The organism is Candidatus Poriferisocius sp. (genome assembly GCF_965219815.1).
In the GTDB taxonomy this organism is placed as follows: Bacteria; Actinomycetota; Acidimicrobiia; order Acidimicrobiales; family Bin134; genus Poriferisocius.
Genome location: NZ_OZ244791.1, coordinates 455,012 through 471,945, shown reverse-complemented (window position 1 = coordinate 471,945; position 16,934 = coordinate 455,012). Strand labels below are relative to the sequence as shown.

General features: G+C 63.2%; 11 protein-coding genes and 1 tRNA gene. 11 read left to right on the top strand and 1 reads right to left on the bottom strand.

The window, feature by feature from the left end:
* Positions 1-6: 6 nt before the first annotated feature.
* From ACOQPI_RS02250 to ACOQPI_RS02200, 11 genes are all read left to right on the top strand, one after another.
* Complete coding sequence (locus ACOQPI_RS02250; protein ID WP_420618094.1) at positions 7-2,277, top strand: arylsulfatase; 2,271 nt, start codon at positions 7-9, stop codon at positions 2,275-2,277.
* A 2-nt stretch (positions 2,278-2,279) separates the two neighbouring features.
* The gene (locus ACOQPI_RS02245) at positions 2,280-3,164 is read left to right on the top strand and encodes a DUF6576 domain-containing protein (RefSeq protein ID WP_420618093.1); all 885 of its coding nucleotides are present in this window, start codon (positions 2,280-2,282) and stop codon (positions 3,162-3,164) included.
* 92 nt (positions 3,165-3,256) lie between these two features.
* Positions 3,257-4,480, top strand: coding sequence for a quaternary amine ABC transporter ATP-binding protein (locus ACOQPI_RS02240; RefSeq protein ID WP_420618092.1), 1,224 nt, complete (start codon positions 3,257-3,259; stop codon positions 4,478-4,480).
* The gene (locus tag ACOQPI_RS02235) at positions 4,477-6,810 is read left to right on the top strand and encodes an ABC transporter permease (protein WP_420618091.1); all 2,334 of its coding nucleotides are present in this window, start codon (positions 4,477-4,479) and stop codon (positions 6,808-6,810) included. The genes ACOQPI_RS02240 and ACOQPI_RS02235 overlap by 4 nt, the downstream gene beginning before the upstream one ends.
* 148 nt (positions 6,811-6,958) lie before the next feature.
* A complete protein-coding gene (locus tag ACOQPI_RS02230) occupies positions 6,959-9,214 on the top strand; it encodes a glycine betaine ABC transporter substrate-binding protein (RefSeq protein ID WP_420618090.1) in 2,256 nt (751 codons plus the stop codon).
* A 305-nt stretch (positions 9,215-9,519) separates the two neighbouring features.
* Entirely contained in the window at positions 9,520-9,645 is a 126-nt protein-coding gene (locus tag ACOQPI_RS02225) for a hypothetical protein (protein WP_420618089.1), read from the top strand.
* A gap of 26 nt (positions 9,646-9,671) precedes the next feature.
* Positions 9,672-11,579, top strand: coding sequence for a BMP family ABC transporter substrate-binding protein (locus ACOQPI_RS02220; RefSeq protein ID WP_420620972.1), 1,908 nt, complete (start codon positions 9,672-9,674; stop codon positions 11,577-11,579).
* Between the two features lie 21 nt (positions 11,580-11,600).
* Positions 11,601-13,157 (top strand): ABC transporter ATP-binding protein, encoded by a 1,557-nt coding sequence (locus ACOQPI_RS02215; RefSeq protein ID WP_420618088.1) that lies wholly within the window; start codon positions 11,601-11,603, stop codon positions 13,155-13,157.
* A 48-nt stretch (positions 13,158-13,205) separates the two neighbouring features.
* A tRNA-Sec gene (locus tag ACOQPI_RS02210) sits at positions 13,206-13,299 on the top strand.
* A gap of 285 nt (positions 13,300-13,584) precedes the next feature.
* Complete coding sequence (locus ACOQPI_RS02205; RefSeq protein ID WP_420618087.1) at positions 13,585-15,075, top strand: hypothetical protein; 1,491 nt, start codon at positions 13,585-13,587, stop codon at positions 15,073-15,075.
* Positions 15,076-15,565: 490 nt separating this feature from the next.
* A protein-coding gene (locus tag ACOQPI_RS02200) for an IS3 family transposase (protein ID WP_420617741.1) occupies positions 15,566-16,698 on the top strand; the annotation gives its coding sequence in 2 pieces (ribosomal slippage) (positions 15,566-15,824 and positions 15,824-16,698; 1,134 coding nt in all).
* Here ACOQPI_RS02200 and ACOQPI_RS02195 read toward each other — a convergent pair.
* Entirely contained in the window at positions 16,640-16,885 is a 246-nt protein-coding gene (locus tag ACOQPI_RS02195) for a hypothetical protein (protein WP_420618086.1), read from the bottom strand. The two genes, ACOQPI_RS02200 and ACOQPI_RS02195, sit on opposite strands and share 59 nt — an antisense overlap.
* Between the last annotated feature and the right edge of the window lie 49 nt (positions 16,886-16,934).

The window sequence follows — 16,934 nt, the reverse complement described above, 5'->3', positions numbered from 1 at the left end:
GGTCTCATGACGGAACACCGCGTCGGACTGACTCTGGCCGAGTCGACATCGCCGCCGGTGGCGCGGCCCTACGATCCCGATGCCCCCAATGTGCTGGTGGTCGTGCTGGACGATCTCGGCTTCGCTCAGCTGGGGTGCTACGGGTCCGATATCGACACCCCCAACCTGGATCGCCTGGCTGGCCGGGGGATGCGGTTCACCAACTTCCACACCACCGCGGTGTGCTCGCCCACCCGGGCCTGCCTGCTCACCGGTCGGAATCACCACCGGGTGGGGGTGGGGATGCTCACCGACATGCCCATCAACTTCCCCGGCTACAACGGCCAGATTCCCGACTCGGCCGGGACCTTGGCCCAATACCTGGGAGCGGAGGGCTGGGCCACCTTCGCAGTGGGCAAGTGGCATCTCACCCCTCGCGACCAGCGGGCCGCCGGGCCGTATCACACCTGGCCCACCGGAGTCGGTTTCGATCACTACTACGGGTTCCTCAATGGAGAAACCAACCAGTGGACCCCCCAGCTCATCCGCGACCAGAGCTACATCGAGCCCCCCGCCACCCCCGAGGAGGGGTATCACCTCGACGCCGATTTGGCCGATCAGGCCATCGACTATCTGCGGGGATTGCGATTGGCCGACCCCGATCGGCCGTTCATGATGTGGTACGCCACCGGCACCCCCCACGCTCCCCATCAGGCGCCCCCGGAATGGATCGACCGCTACGCCGGGAAGTTCGACCAGGGGTGGGACGTGTGGCGAGAGGAAGTGCTGGCCCGCCAGAAGGAAATGGGGGTCATCGCGGGCGATGTGGCCTTGTCGGAGCGACCCGAGTGGGTCGAGCCCTGGGACGGCATAGACCCCGACCGCCAACGGCTCTACGCCCGCATGATGGAGGTGTACGCCGGGTTCTTGAGCCACGCCGACCACCACATCGGCCGGGTGCTCCGCTATCTGGAATCCACCGGCGAGGCCGACAACACCGTGGTGGCGTTGATCTCCGACAACGGCACCTCAGCCGAAGGCGGGCCCAACGGCAGCTGGAACCAGATCCGCCACTACATCAGCGACGAGCCCGACGATCTCGATCTGGAGCTGTCCCACTACGACGACCTCGGCGGGTTCCGCTCCTCCGGGCACTACCCCTGGGGGTGGGCGCTGGCTGGCAACACCCCCTTCCGGCGGTGGAAGCGGTACACCTTTGAGGGTGGTGTGCGCGACCCCCTGATCCTGGCCTGGCCCGCTGGGCTCGCGGCGCGGGGTGAGCTGCGCCATCAGTACTCCCACGTGACCGACGTGATGCCCACGATTCTGGATTTGGCCGGGGTGCAGCCCCCGTCGGTGTTCGGCGGGGTGGAGCAGATGTCGTTCGACGGAGTCAGCATGCGCCCAATCGTCGATGCCGACGATCCCGATGCCGCCCGCACCAGCCAATACTACGAGTGCTGGGGCAGCCGGGCCATGTACCACGAGGGGTGGAAAGCGGTCACCAACCACGTCAACCAGCTCACCGCGGCAGAGCGCGACGCCATCATTGGCAGCCACGACTTCGCCGAGGACGAGTGGGAACTGTTCGACACCGTGGCCGATCCCACCGAGTTGCACAACCTGGCCGCCACCCATCCCGAGAAACTGGCCGAGATGATCGAGCTATGGGATGCCGAGGCCGACCGCAACGGAGTGCTGCCCCTCGACGACACCGCGGTCAATCGCATAGCCCACATGTACGCCCCCTGGATGTCGCTGCGGTCCCGCTATGAGCTGGTCCCGGGCGACAAAGTGCATGAAGCGGCCGGCCCGCTCCAGTTCGGCGGCTACCGCGCCGTGGCCGCCTTCCCCGACGGCGTGCCCGAGAACGCTGAGGGCATTATCTGCGAGCAAGGAGACTGGATTGCAGGCTGGGCGCTGTTCCTGGCCGACGGCGAACTCCGCTGGGTGGCAGTGGTTCACGGTCGGGAATACCGGGCCACTGCCCCAGCCCCCACCGGGGCCCGTTTCGTGGGGGCGGTGGTAGACCCGACCGACAGCGGCTTGTTCACGGTGATGCTCACCGCCGACGACGCCGAGATCGGCCAGGGGGCCGAACCAGTGCCGTTGCCCACCAACTGGGCCCCCGACGGCGCTTTCCTCACGGTGGGCTACGGCCGGCCTTTCCCGGTGTGCGACGACTACGAGCCGCCGTTCGAAGCACCCGAGGCCCTGACCTCGTTCATCATTGAGACCGGCCAACTGCCCCCCTTCGACTTCGACGCCGAGATGGCCCACGCCATGCGCCACCAATAGCCATGTATCCGTCCCGGCGCTTCGGCTACAGCGACGACCCCTGGTTCCGCATCGGGGGATACCCGGTGTCCACCACCGCATTTGTGGTCGGCCTCGGTGTGATCTCCATGATCATCTGGGGAATCGAGGGCCGATTTGGCCCGCTCTTCCGAGAGCTGGTGCTGGTTTCAGAGGACTTCTCGCTCGGAAGCGTGTTGGAGGGAGACGTCTGGCGGCTGGTTACCTGGCCGATCCCCAACGAACCCCATTTCTGGACCATCATCTTGTTCGCCATCTTCTACATGCTGGGATCCCAGATTGAGTCTCTGCTGGGGCGCTGGCGGTTTGCGTTCTTCCTCATTGCCCTGACCCTTGTCCCCGCGGTGATTGTGACTGCGGTGGAGGCGGTGACCGGCATTACCGGATTCGTGGCCGGCCTGCGCATGGTGGAAGTGGGAGTGTTGGTGGCGTTCGCCGCCCAGTACGCCCACGCCCGATTCTGGCCCGGCATTCCCGGTTGGGTAATCGCCGTCGTCATCGTCGGGCTCGACGCCATCCAAGCTCTCGGCAATCGCAACTGGTTCGCCCTGATCGTGCTGGCCTGCACCGTGGCTGTGGCCCTGCTCGGCATTCGGGCCTTCGGCTACGCCACCAACCTGACGTGGATTCCCAAGCTCTCCTTTTCCCCGGCCTCGAGCCAGTCTTCGACCAGCGCTCGCTCTTCGCGGTCTCACCGGCGGGGACGAAGTCGAGACCATCTGCGGGCGGTCCCCCAGGCTGGGGAGTCGGTCAGCCCCGAAATCGATGCCCTGCTCGACCAGGTGTCCAGCCAAGGCCTCGACAGCCTCACCCGCAAGCAGCGCAAGCAACTCGAAGCCCACGCCCGCCGCCTCCGCCGCCACCGATAGCCAACGCCCGCATTCGCCGTCAGAACCGATTGGCGGCACCATCTCGCGCAACCCACTACGGTAAATGGGCGTCGGCTGGCGGGAGGAGTCCTATGACACAGATGGGCGATGACATCATCGTCCTGGACGGCGTCTACAAGATCTTCGGCCCCCAACCCCGTGGAAGGGCATTCGAGCTAGCCAGCTCCGGGATGGGCAAAGACGAAGTACAGGCTGAGACCGGGCACGTGGTGGGCCTTCACGACGTTTCCTTCTCGGTGCCCAGGGGCGAGATATTCGTGGTGATGGGCCTGTCCGGGTCGGGCAAGTCCACGGCCATCCGCACCGTCAACAAGCTCCACGACATCACTGCGGGTACCGTCACGGTCGAAGGCACCGACGTGCAGACTCTCGAGGGCTCGGAGCTCCAAGCCTTCCGCAGGAGCCAGATGGGGATGGTCTTCCAGCACTTTGCACTCTTCCCGCACCGCAACGTCATCGACAACGTGAGCTATGGCCTCAAGGTTCAGGGCGTGGACAGAGCCGCCCGCAATGAAGCGTCTATGCGTGCCCTGTCACTGGTGGGCCTCGACACCTATTCGCAGAACATGCCGTCGGAACTCTCCGGCGGAATGCAGCAGCGGGTGGGCCTGGCCCGAGCGCTGGCGTCGGACCCCGAAATCCTGCTGATGGACGAGGCCTTCAGTGCTCTCGACCCGCTGATCCGACGCCAGATGCAGGACGAGCTACTGGAAATCCAGAGCGAGCTTCAAAAGACCATCCTGTTTATCACTCACGACCTCAACGAGGCGCTGCGCATCGGCGACCGGGTGTGCATCATGAAGGACGGCGCCGTCGTGCAGATAGGCACGCCCGAAGAGATCCTCACTGAGCCGGCTACCGGGTACGTGGCTGAGTTTGTGCAGGACGTTGACCAGGGCCGCGTGATTCAGGTGCATGAGGTGATGCAACGGCCTGCACCCGTTGCTGCCAGCGCCACCATCGCCGAGGCTCTCAACGCTATGGGCGACCGTATCGGGGCGTTCGTGCTGAATGCCGCAGGGGCGCCGACGCACCTGCTCACCGTTGAAGACGCGGCCCGGGCCGCGAGCATGGGCACCACCGATCTGGCCTCCGCGCTGCGCACCGACTTCGATCGCTGCGGGCCAGACGACCGGCTCAACGAGGTATACGCCGCCGCTGGCCGCGGCCTTTCCATCGCAGTATGCGACGAATCAGGAGTTCTGGTCGGGAACCTCGACCCCCGTCACATCATGGAGGAGATGGGCCGCGTCGAGAACCTCATTGACGGTTTCGAGAGGGAGGTGTTTCTGTGAGCCTGCTAGCCCAGTCCGAGTCTCCCGGCATCGCCGACAACAAGGTTCTCGATCAGTGGGAGGTGCCCTTCGGGGAATGGGTCGACCAAATGGTCGATTGGATCAAGCTCAACCTCGACTGGCTGCTCAGAATCATTGAGTGGCCCTTCGATTTCTTGTTCCGCAACTTCGTGGATGGCCCCGGCCATTATCCCTGGTGGCAGATCACCGACATGCCGTGGATCGGCGTGTGCGCCCTCGCCTTCGTTTTCGGAACCCTGCTTCGCAACGTCAAAGTCGGCGGATTCGTTGCCGGGCTTTTGGCGCTCTGCGGCCTGCTGGGCGGCGAGTACTGGGAGGAAACCGCACTTACCGTGGGCATGATCGTCGTTGCGGTCGTGCTCTGCGCCATAATCGGCATTCCGATTGGCGTTCTCAGCGGGCGCATCGACGGTGTGTGGAATTCGGTTCGCCCTGTGTTGGACGCGATGCAGGTGGTTCACCCGTTCGTCTACATGTTGCCGGTTATTTTCTTCTTCAGCCTCGGCCTCGTGCCGGCCACGATGGTCACCATGGTGTTTGCGGTGCCGCCTCTGATACGCCTGACCAATCTCGGTATCCGCCAAGTGCCCGAGGATGTGGTGGAAGCGAGTCGAGCCTACGGAGCGCCAGAGTGGCGTGTGCTGGCCGACGTTCAGCTTCCGTTAGCCCGACCAGCGGTGATGACCGGGCTCAACCAGACGCTGCTGTTGTCGATCTCGATGTTGGGAATCGCCGCCATCATGGGTGCTGGCGGACTCGGTTTGCTGGTATTTCGGGCCGTCCAGAATCTCGATGTCGCCGGAGGTGCCTCTGCCGGCTTGGCCTTGTACATCGTGGCCTTGGTGCTAGATCGCATTTCGCAGTCCGAAGACAGCGATCCTGAGAACCTGTTCACGCGTGTTCGCCGGGCCTGGGCCCATCGCCAGGATCCCGAGTCGCTGCTGCCGCAAGCCGCAGTGATCGGCGCGGTCGCCAAGACGCGGGGCCAGCCCACTCCGGTGTCCGCAGCCGAGCGCCGTGGCCTGACAATCGCAGCTGCTGGGGCGATCATCGCTGTCATTGCCGTGTTCCTGCCTTGGGGGCACGATACGGGCAAGATCTCCGGCTACTCCCGCCTGGTGGACACGGGACGCTGGGAGTACGTAGAGGTTGACCCGGTGGGATCGCCTGGTGAAGTTGAGCTCCAACCGGCCAGCGCCAGCCCGCCGGCCGAACACGCAGTCGAAATCGCACAACTGGAGAACCAGAGGGTGGCCGTGCTGGCCGCCGCCGGATCGGAAGGTCTCGCTGACGAGGAGGCCGCGGCCACTGTTGCCGACCTGGAGGACGAGATTGCCCGGCTCTCGAATTCTCTGGCGGGGCGTGACTTCAATGGCCTCAGCGCGTCTGGGGGGTCGTTCTACGGCATCGCTGTTCTCGGCTTCGCGCTTTTGATCATCGCGACTGTGGTGCACAACTTGAGACGGCCGGGTCGAGGACCCCGTCTCTTCAGGTCCAACGGTATGTCGGCGTTGGCCTTCGGAATGTTGGCCGCGGCCGTCGCCTACCTTTGGGCGCCGGCAGCGAGGGCCAACGCTTCCTACAGTGGAGGCATCGGTCCGTGGATAGCGGTGGTGGGTGCTGCGATTGCTGTAGTCGGCGCGGTGATTTGGCTCAGGCGGGCACCGTACACCGCGCTCAGACCCCTGCGGGCCGGAGTCTCCCGCGGTCAGATCGGCGTAGCCGCTGTTGTAGTGGCCTTGGTAGTGATATGCGGGTTCTCGGCCTGGCTCTTCGACGTCCGTGTCGGGGCAGGCATCATTCCCGATCCGGTGGCAGAGGCGAAGATCGAGGCTCTGCGCCAAGAGGCCCGTGACGATCCATCCCGTTCGGCCGAGCTGGCCCAAGACATCAGCAGGATTGCCAATGAGGCCAAGCAGACCGGCAAGGTTATAACCGACGGCTTTACCGGCAGCGGTACCAGGTACGGCTATCTGGCCCTCGGACTCGCTGCCCTCGGTCTCGGCTTTGCGCTGCCGGCATCAGGTGTGTTTGGGAGCGAATACCGCCGGCGATGGCGCTGGAATGCCATCGTCGCCAGCACTGGCGTCGCGCTCTTGGTGATTCCGACCACTTGGATCGCTTCATCAATCAGGGTTGCTGACGCCCAGGTAAACACCGGCGCCGGCTCTTTCCTATGCATGATTGCCGGAGTCCTTCTCGTGGCCAGTACGGGAAGTGTGCTTTCGGAGTTCGACCGGTCTCAGGTGTACGTCGCCGTCGACGAGCCCGAAGCGGTGCCGGAAGGAGCAACGGCCGACATCGAATAAACCAGGTCGGCTCTTGTCCTTAGGGAACCATTTCAAATAAACCAGATCGGCTCTTGTCCTAAGGGAATCACTCAACTAGCGTTCCGATTGCTAACTTCGCGCATTTCTCCATTGGCGGGAGAAAACAACTAGGGGAGGGAAAGTGCTGATGAAGAAGCATTGGAGGGTTTGGCTCGCGCTGTTTGCAGTGCTTGCTTTGGTGGCCGCAGCTTGTGGCAATGACGATGATGATGATCCGGGGGCTGCGCCGGCTGCTGATGATGCGCCGGCGGCCGATGATGCCCCGGCTGCTGATGATGCCCCGGCGGCTGATGATGCGCCGGCGGCCGATGATATGGACATGATGCCTGGTGAGGGTGTGAGTGTGACTATGGCTCGGGCGAACTGGACGACGGGCTATATGCAGGCGGCTGTCTATCACCATCTGCTTGAGGAGTTGGGCTACGAGGTGAGCGAGCCCGCTGATCTGGAGTTGGCGCCGGCGAACGCGTATGTGGCGATGGCCGAGGGCGCGTTCGATTTCTGGGTCAACTCGTGGTACCCGAACCATGATCCGTTCCTCAACGGGGAGATGCCCGACGGGTCTTTGGTGAATCAGCATGTGTCGGTGGTGGGCAATGAGATGCTCGCCGGCGGCCTTGAGGGGCTGATGACCAACAAGTCTTTGGTGGACGAGCATGGGATCACCACGTTCGATCAGATCATGAACGACGACGCGTTGTTCGAGCTTTACGAGTCGACCGACCCGAACCCCGGTGACGGGATCCTCCAGATCCTGGGCTGCATCGAGGGCTGGGGCTGCCATGTGGCGTTGGCCGAGACCCTGGAGCTGGCCGGTTATGGCGACCGGGCCGAACAGTTGGAGGCCGGCGGCTACGACGCGGTGATCGCCGAGGCGGTGTCCCGTGCCGAGTCGGGCACGCCGTTCATCGCCTACACGTGGACGCCCAGCGGCTATGTCACTCAGTTGATCCCGGGTGTGAACGCGATGTGGCTGGCGCATGAGGCCGACAAGGTGCACGACGGCTCGACCGACAACCCGGGCTTCGCGGTTACCGCTCCGGCGTCTTTGGGCACCGATGTGTGTACGAACGATCCGTGCTGGCTGTTCCGCAACTCCGCGGACATCAAGGTGACGGCCAACAACGACTTCCTCACTGCGAATCCCTCGGCGGCGAGGCTGTTCGAGCTGGTGCAGATCAGCGTGGTCGACGTGGCGCTTCAGAACGTGCTCTACGACGGCGGCGAGGACACCACCGACGACGTGAACCGCCACGCCGCCGACTGGATCGCCGACAACCGCGACACCGTCGACGGCTGGCTCGCCGAAGCCCGCAGCGCCACGACTGTGGACCTTCCGGCAGCTCCGGAAGCCCCTGCGGCTGAGGACGATATGTCTATGCCCGGTGATGGTGTCGGCGTTACCCAAGCTCGGGCGAACTGGACGACGGGCTATATGCAGGCGGCTGTCTATCACCATCTGCTTGAGGAGTTGGGCTACGAGGTGAGCGAGCCCGCTGATCTGGAGTTGGCGCCGGCGAACGCGTATGTGGCGATGGCCGAGGGCGCGTTCGATTTCTGGGTCAACTCGTGGTACCCGAACCATGATCCGTTCCTCAACGGGGAGATGCCCGACGGGTCTTTGGTGAATCAGCATGTGTCGGTGGTGGGCAATGAGATGCTCGCCGGCGGCCTTGAGGGGCTGATGACCAACAAGTCTTTGGTGGACGAGCATGGGATCACCACGTTCGATCAGATCATGAACGACGACGCGTTGTTCGAGCTTTACGAGTCGACCGACCCGAACCCCGGTGACGGGATCCTCCAGATCCTGGGCTGCATCGAGGGCTGGGGCTGCCATGTGGCGTTGGCCGAGACCCTGGAGCTGGCCGGTTATGGCGACCGGGCCGAGCAGTTGGAGGCCGGCGGCTACGACGCGGTGATCGCCGAGGCGGTGTCCCGTGCCGAGTCGGGCACGCCGTTCATCGCCTACACGTGGACGCCCAGCGGCTATGTCACTCAGTTGATCCCGGGTGTGAACGCGATGTGGCTGGCGCATGAGGCCGACAAGGTGCACGACGGCTCGACCGACAACCCGGGCTTCGCGGTTACCGCTCCGGCGTCTTTGGGCACCGATGTGTGTACGAACGATCCGTGCTGGCTGTTCCGCAACTCCGCGGACATCAAGGTGACGGCCAACAACGACTTCCTCACTGCGAATCCCTCGGCGGCGAGGCTGTTCGAGCTGGTGCAGATCAGCGTGGTCGACGTGGCGCTTCAGAACGTGCTCTACGACGGCGGCGAGGACACCACCGACGACGTGAACCGCCACGCCGCCGACTGGATCGCCGACAACCGCGACACCGTCGACGGCTGGCTCGCCGAAGCACGAGCCGCAGGATGACCTCAAGGGCTGATCGCCTTCAGGTCTGACGCTGCGAGTTCTCGGATTGAGGTAAGCAACGTCTACAAGTTCTTCGGGGCCCGCTCGAAAGGGCGGGCCCCCATTCAATCTGAACCGTTCTTCTCAGAGTCTCTAGCGTTCAAGCCTGGTTTGGTTTAGAGTATTTCTCCACGTGTGGGTTGGCGCGCCAGTGAGCGAGTCAAGCTCAAATGCAATTGGAGGGATACCTATGAGAGAGCGAAACCCTTGGCGAGTTCTGCTAGCCATTCTTCTGGTTTTCGGGTTGGTGGTTGCTGGTTGTGGCAATGACGATGATGATGATCCGGGGGCTGCGCCGGCTGCTGATGATGCGCCGGCGGCCGATGATGCCCCGGCTGCTGATGATGCCCCGGCGGCTGATGATGCGCCGGCGGCCGATGATATGGACATGATGCCTGGTGAGGGTGTGAGTGTGACTATGGCTCGGGCGAACTGGACGACGGGCTATATGCAGGCGGCTGTCTATCACCATCTGCTTGAGGAGTTGGGCTACGAGGTGAGCGAGCCCGCTGATCTGGAGTTGGCGCCGGCGAACGCGTATGTGGCGATGGCCGAGGGCGCGTTCGATTTCTGGGTCAACTCGTGGTACCCGAACCATGATCCGTTCCTCAACGGGGAGATGCCCGACGGGTCTTTGGTGAATCAGCATGTGTCGGTGGTGGGCAATGAGATGCTCGCCGGCGGCCTTGAGGGGCTGATGACCAACAAGTCTTTGGTGGACGAGCATGGGATCACCACGTTCGATCAGATCATGAACGACGACGCGTTGTTCGAGCTTTACGAGTCGACCGACCCGAACCCCGGTGACGGGATCCTCCAGATCCTGGGCTGCATCGAGGGCTGGGGCTGCCATGTGGCGTTGGCCGAGACCCTGGAGCTGGCCGGTTATGGCGACCGGGCCGAGCAGTTGGAGGCCGGCGGCTACGACGCGGTGATCGCCGAGGCGGTGTCCCGTGCCGAGTCGGGCACGCCGTTCATCGCCTACACGTGGACGCCCAGCGGCTATGTCACTCAGTTGATCCCGGGTGTGAACGCGATGTGGCTGGCGCATGAGGCCGACAAGGTGCACGACGGCTCGACCGACAACCCGGGCTTCGCGGTTACCGCTCCGGCGTCTTTGGGCACCGATGTGTGTACGAACGATCCGTGCTGGCTGTTCCGCAACTCCGCGGACATCAAGGTGACGGCCAACAACGACTTCCTCACTGCGAATCCCTCGGCGGCGAGGCTGTTCGAGCTGGTGCAGATCAGCGTGGTCGACGTGGCGCTTCAGAACGTGCTCTACGACGGCGGCGAGGACACCACCGACGACGTGAACCGCCACGCCGCCGACTGGATCGCCGACAACCGCGACACCGTCGACGGCTGGCTGGCAGAGGCCAGAGGTGCCACCGAATACGCGATCGCACCTGTGGCTGCGCCCGCGCCTGCTGAGCCGTTCCGCGTCGCGGTGGTGGCACCAAGCGCGAGCAACGACCTGGCGTTCACTCAGAGCATGGTCGACGCGGTGAATGCCCTGGTGGATTCTGGGGACATCAGTGAGTTCGCCATCACCGACGGCACCTTCATCGTGGAGGATGCTGGTGCGGCTATCCGGGGCTATGCCGAGGACGGCTACGACCTGGTCATCGCTCACGGCTCCCAGTACGGCGGCCCGCTCCAGGAGATCGCCCCGGACTTCCCCGACGTATCGTTCGCTTGGGGCACCGCGGTTGATACCTTCGGCCTTCCCAACGTGAACTCCTACTCGGTTCGCTCCGATCTCGGCGGCTATGTCAACGGGACGGTGGCCGCTCAGCTCACTGAGAGCGGCGTGATCGGCGTGATCGGCCCGATTGAGGTGGGCGACGCCAAACTCTATGTCGACGGGTTCGAGGCTGGTGCCACGGCTCAGAATCCCGATGTCGAGGTCAACATCGTCTACACCGGGTCGTTCGCCGACGTGGCACTGGCCGCCGAAGCCGCCCAGTCGCATATCTCCGCAGGAGCAGACGTGCTGACTGGTTCGGCCCAGATGGTGGTGGGCGCCACCGGTGTTGCCCAGGAGAACGGCGTTTTGTGGTTCGGCACGCAAGCCAACCAGACCGCCCTCGGCGAAGACATCGTGGTGGCCTCGCAGGTCTATCGCTGGGAGGTCATCCTGTCTGAGGTGGTCGATCAGGTGAAGTCCGGCACTTTGGGCGGCACGACCTTCATCATGACCTTCGAAGGCGGAGGACTGGATATCCAGTTCAACGACGCCATGGACATTCCCGCCGATGTGCTTGCCTCAGCTGAGGCGACCATCGCTGGCCTGTCCGACGGGTCAATCTCCACCGGGCAGTAACGCTCAACCGAATAGCCGAATATGAATTCTGACTCGGCAGCGCCGATGTCGGTGCCGATGCTGGAGATGCGCGGTATAACCAAGCGCTTCCCCGGCGTGGTCGCCAACGAAGACGTCGATTTCACGGTGCTGCCGGGTCAGGTTCACACTCTGTTGGGGGAGAACGGGGCCGGCAAGAGCACGCTGGTGAAGATCCTCTACGGGCTGTATGAGCCCGACGAGGGGTCGATCACCTTCGACGGCTCTCCGGTGAACATCGATTCTCCCTCGGTGGCCATCCGCACCGGCATCGGCATGATCCACCAGCACTTCATGCTGGTGGACACCTTGACCGTGGCCGAGAACGTGGCCTTGGGGCTGGGCAAGCCCCTCGGACTGACCAACCTGGCGCCCATCCGGCGCCGCATCAGGGAAGTGTCCGAAGAGTACGGCTTGCATGTTGACCCGGATGCTTACATCTGGCAGATGGCGGTGGGGGAGCGGCAGCGGGCCGAGATCCTCAAGGCGCTGTACCGCAACGTGAAGCTGCTGGTGCTAGACGAGCCCACTGCCGTGCTCACCCCGCCCGAGGTGACCGACCTGTTCGTCACCCTTCGGCAGCTCACCGCCGACGGTCGGGGACTGGTTTTCATCTCTCACAAGCTGAACGAAGTGATGGAGATCTCCGACGAGGTCACCGTGCTGCGGGATGGCCGGGTATCGGGGCGCACTACTCCCGGGGAGTCCAGCCGGGAGTCGCTGGCCATGATGATGGTGGGACGCCCAGTGGAGTTCACCCGCACCCTCGCTGAGCAGGAAGCGGGTGCCCCCAAACTGGAGGTGAAGAACCTGCGGGTGAGGGGTGACCGCGACGAACTGGCGGTGCGAGATGTGAACATCGACGTGCGCGCCGGTGAGATCGTGGGCATCGTGGGCGTCTCGGGCAACGGGCAGCGAGAATTGGCCGAGGCCATTGTGGGGCTGCGGGAGGTGGAGGCAGGCGAAATATCCATTGACGGCCAACCGGTGAAAGCTCCCACCCCCAAGCACGTTCGGTCGATGGGTTTGGCCTACGTTCCTGAGGAGCGCATGAAGTACGGCAGCATCGGTGACTTCACCGTGGCCGAGAACCTGATCTTGGTGGACTACGACCAGCCGCCGTACGCGCGGCGCGGGTTGCTGAGCCTTCGCACCATCGAGTCGCGTAGCGAGCAGCTGGTGGGCGACTACTCCATTCGCACGCCGAGCACCGAGACCCTTACCCGCAAGCTGTCAGGGGGAAACATCCAGAAGGTTGTGATTGCCCGGGAATTCAGCGGAGACGCCGACATGCTGCTGGTGGCCCAGCCCACCCGGGGAATTGACATTGGCGCAGCTGAGTACATCCACGAGCAGTTGCTTCTCCAGCGATCTCAGGGCCGAGCCATCTTGTTGATCAGCGAGGATTTGGACGAGGTGATGGCGCTGTCCGACCGGCTGGTGGTGATGTACGAGGGCTCAGTGATGGGCCGAGTGAACCGGGAAGACGCCACCATCGAGCAGGTCGGCCTGTTGATGAGCGGTGTAGGCGAGCCGGAGAGCGCGGCAGTCGCTGGGTAGGCAAGCCTGGGCCTCTCAAGAGAAGCGGCAGTAGGCTGACCTCTCCTGGGAGGTGTCTGAGTACCTGGTGGGCTCCCCCGCCTTCAAAGCGGGTGGGACGGGCGATCCCCGTCCGGCGGGTTCGATTCCCGTCCACCTCCGCTGAACGTTGTTCCATTGCCTGTGCGTATAGACACCAAATGAAGGCGTGGTAGCACTTTCGTTATCACTTTTGCCCCGCGATAGGCAAAACAGGGCAGCCAGCTGGCTGCTGCGTTCGGACACAGTTTTCTCGGTTGGCATCAGATGGCCGGTGTTCGAAATCCGCTCAATGCTCCTTTTGTCCGGCATCGTAGAATACGCACTGGCCCCTGCCGCCGACACCTAGAGTCACCCCACCACAAGACTGGGTGAAGGTCGTGAAGGGTTGTCCTAGGGGGCACTGCCCATGCATCACCGTCGTAACCACGAAGTCAGGCCGGATGCACTCCGCCAGCGAGTGCGGGAGTTCCCTCGGGATGAGTTGCTGCGCGGTATCGCCCGCGTTGCGGCCGAGCAGACCAATGGGGAGAACACTCCAGAAGACGAAAGAGACTACAAGCTGAAAGCGGTCAGGGAGGGCATACTGTTCCAGCTGGCCGGGATATGCGTGACGCACGCCAACAACCACCGCAGCAAAACGGTGGACGATGCTGTCGTGGAAGACCTCCTAAACGGTCTGTACAACGTCTGGCCACCCGAACTTGATGGCGAGAGCAGCGAGGACGGCTGGCAGCGCATTCTGTCACAGATCGCGTATCAACAAATGCCGTACCAAGTGTCGTCTTCGGAGCAGTTGAAGCGATCGTTGTGTTTGTTCGGCGATGACCCCAGATTTGGGGAGCCAGTGCTCGAGGATGGTCGGTGGGAGACGATCCTCGGCGTGCCGCTAGAGGATTTCTTGAGGATTTCATTGATCATGTACGTGGCTGCGGTTTCCAGCCCTGGTGGCATCTCACGGCGAACCTTGCAGGCTGAGAATGTCCGACCAGTCTTCGAGCCATTCGGTGCAGACCGCTCGTTGCAGGTCGTAGACCAATGGCTCGCACGTCCCGTAGACGACCTTGCCCAGATAGGACGGCAAATGAATATTGATCCCGATGATCTGTGGAGATTCAATCCACTCTACGAATGGCCCATAGCCATACTGGCCGACGGGACATACGTCACGCCCAGCCCTATGGGACTGCTGCAACGCCTGGGGCCGCAGGGCCGGTACTTCGTAGCTCGCGATGCCGCGGACGCTGACGAGGATCCGAAGGCATTCCAAGCCTTCACGAATGCTCTCGGGACTCGGTTTGAACGCTATGTGGGAGAACAGCTCAGGTGCATCTCCCACGCGGATATTCGCCCCGAGGTCGACTTCGACAGCGGCCAGAAGAGCGTCGACTTCTTCATTGAGACCCCAGAATTGCTAGTTCTGGTAGAGGCCAAGTCCGCGGCACCCAACATTGCCACCCGCTCGGGCATTTTTCCCCAACACGGCGACATACAACGAAACATCCAACGAGCCTGCGAGCAGATCACCAACTCAGCGGACCTGGTCAAGCAGGGCCATCCTGACTTCCCCGCCCTTCGCAACCGTCCCATACGCGGCCTCGTCATAACCCGAGAGCAGTACTTCAACCTGTCAATGCCGTTCATCGCCAGCATCCCCGAGCCCGCCTCCATACCAACTACCGTGGTCTCCTCGTTCCAACTCGAAGCCACCATTCCCGCGCTGAGCAATGATCCGAATTGCGGCACATCGCTCCTTGGTGCCCTGGCATCAGACCCTGAGGTCCTGAAGACCTCTCTCAACCCGCTGCCCTTGGGCCGCAATCGACTCTTGGCCGAGATCGGCAGCCAATGGCTAAAGGAGCACAGGCTCATACCCTCTAACGGATCAACAGAGCGATAAAGCACTGCCTGCGTGAAGCTCGGGAAAGTTCACATCAGCCATCTGACCTGTGGATAGTCAAAAGAACTCCACGCATTACTTCTTGTCTCGGCGGGCGACGGCTTGCTTGTAAGTCTTACTTGGAATGCGCGTCTCCTGGCTCTGCCTCCGCTCCTCGGGATTGGTGATGCTATGGGCGGTAGTCGGTTTCCGAGTGGCGAATTACCGTGAGGTCGAGATGCTCGGCGATTGTGAATTCTCGCACTCGGAGTTGCACTGCACGCCTCAGTTGCCGGTCCTCAACTGTTTTGCTTGCCAGGCTCCCGAACGGGTCGTTGATGGCGCGGAGGTACGGTGTTGCGTGATCAAGATCAGCGCGTAGGTTGCCTGCGAGATAGAGCCAGAATTTGGCACGAAGGGCGCTGTTCGACGTGGCGTGACCCCCTGAGTTTGGTCCACCTGTTGTGAGAGTTCGTTGTCCAGTGTTGCTGGATGGAGGAGGATCACGACTATGGCGAGGCGAAGGCACACGCCCGAGCAGATTGTGCGCAAGCTGCGGGAGGCCGATCGGCTTTTGGGCGAGGGGGCGGAGATCGCGGATGTGGCGCGGCGTTTGGAGGTGTCGGAGGCGACGTTTCATCGGTGGCGCAATCAGTACGGGGGCCTCAAGGCCGACGACGTGAAGCGTCTCAAGGAGCTGGAGGCCGAGAACGCGCGGCTGAAGCGGATCGTGGCCGACAAGGAGCTGGAGATCGACGCTTTGCGGGAGATCAGCCGGGCAAAATGGTGAGCCCGCCGCAGCGGCGCAGAGCCGTCCGGCTGCTCTGCGAGCGGCTGGGGGTGTCGCAGCGGCGGGCGTGTGAGATCGTCGGGCAGCACCGCTCCACCCAGCGCTACGAGCCGGCCGAGCAGGACCCCGACCGGGACCTGCGGGCCGAGCTGCGCGACTTCGCCGAGAACCGCCCCCGGTGGGGGTATCGGCGGGCCCATGCGGTGCTGGTGCGCGACGGCTGGGCGGTGAACCGCAAGAAAGTCCAGCGCCTGTGGCGCGAGGAGGGCCTTCGGGTGCCGCCGAAGCGGCGCAAGCGACAGCGCACAGGAGACTCCGACGCCGACGCCGGACTGCTCAAAGCCGAGCACCCCGACCACGTGTGGGCGCTGGACTACCAGTTCGACGCGACCGCGGCGGGCCGCAGGATCAAGATACTGCACGTTCTCGACGAGTTCACCCGAGAGTCGCTCGCCGACCTCGTGGACCACAGCATCGACGCGGACGCGACGGTGGCGTGCTTGGACAAGATCGCCTCGGCCAGGGGCCGGCACCCCGAGTTCATCCGGTGCGACAACGGCCCCGAGCTCACCGCCGCGGCCCTGCGCGATTGGTGCGAGTTCACCAGCACCAAGACCAGCTACATCGACCCCGGGTCTCCCTGGCAGAACCCCTGGGTCGAGTCATACGGCGCCAGAATGCGAGACGAACTCCTCGCCATCGAGCAGTTCGACAGCCTCCTCGAGGCCCAAGTACTTGTCGCCGACTGGCAAACCGACTACAACACCTACCGCCCCCACTCCGCGCTCGGCATGCTCACCCCAGCCGAATACGCAGACCAATGGGCAAAAAACAACCCGAAAAAACTCTCATAACACCTGGACCAAAAAACGGGGTCCGGTCAGACGCACTCTTCCACTCATTCCACGACATAGCCTGTACTTTCGCGTCGACGCCCGATGACTTGAGTTCGATGAGGCGGTCTATCTCTCCTCCTCGGATGGACAGTAGATCGAAGCCTGGATGGGTGCGGCTTACGCCGCGGTCCTCGAGGTCTTTCATCACTTGCTCGACTACGTGGCTTAGCTTCTCGGCACGGGCAATTGTGGCA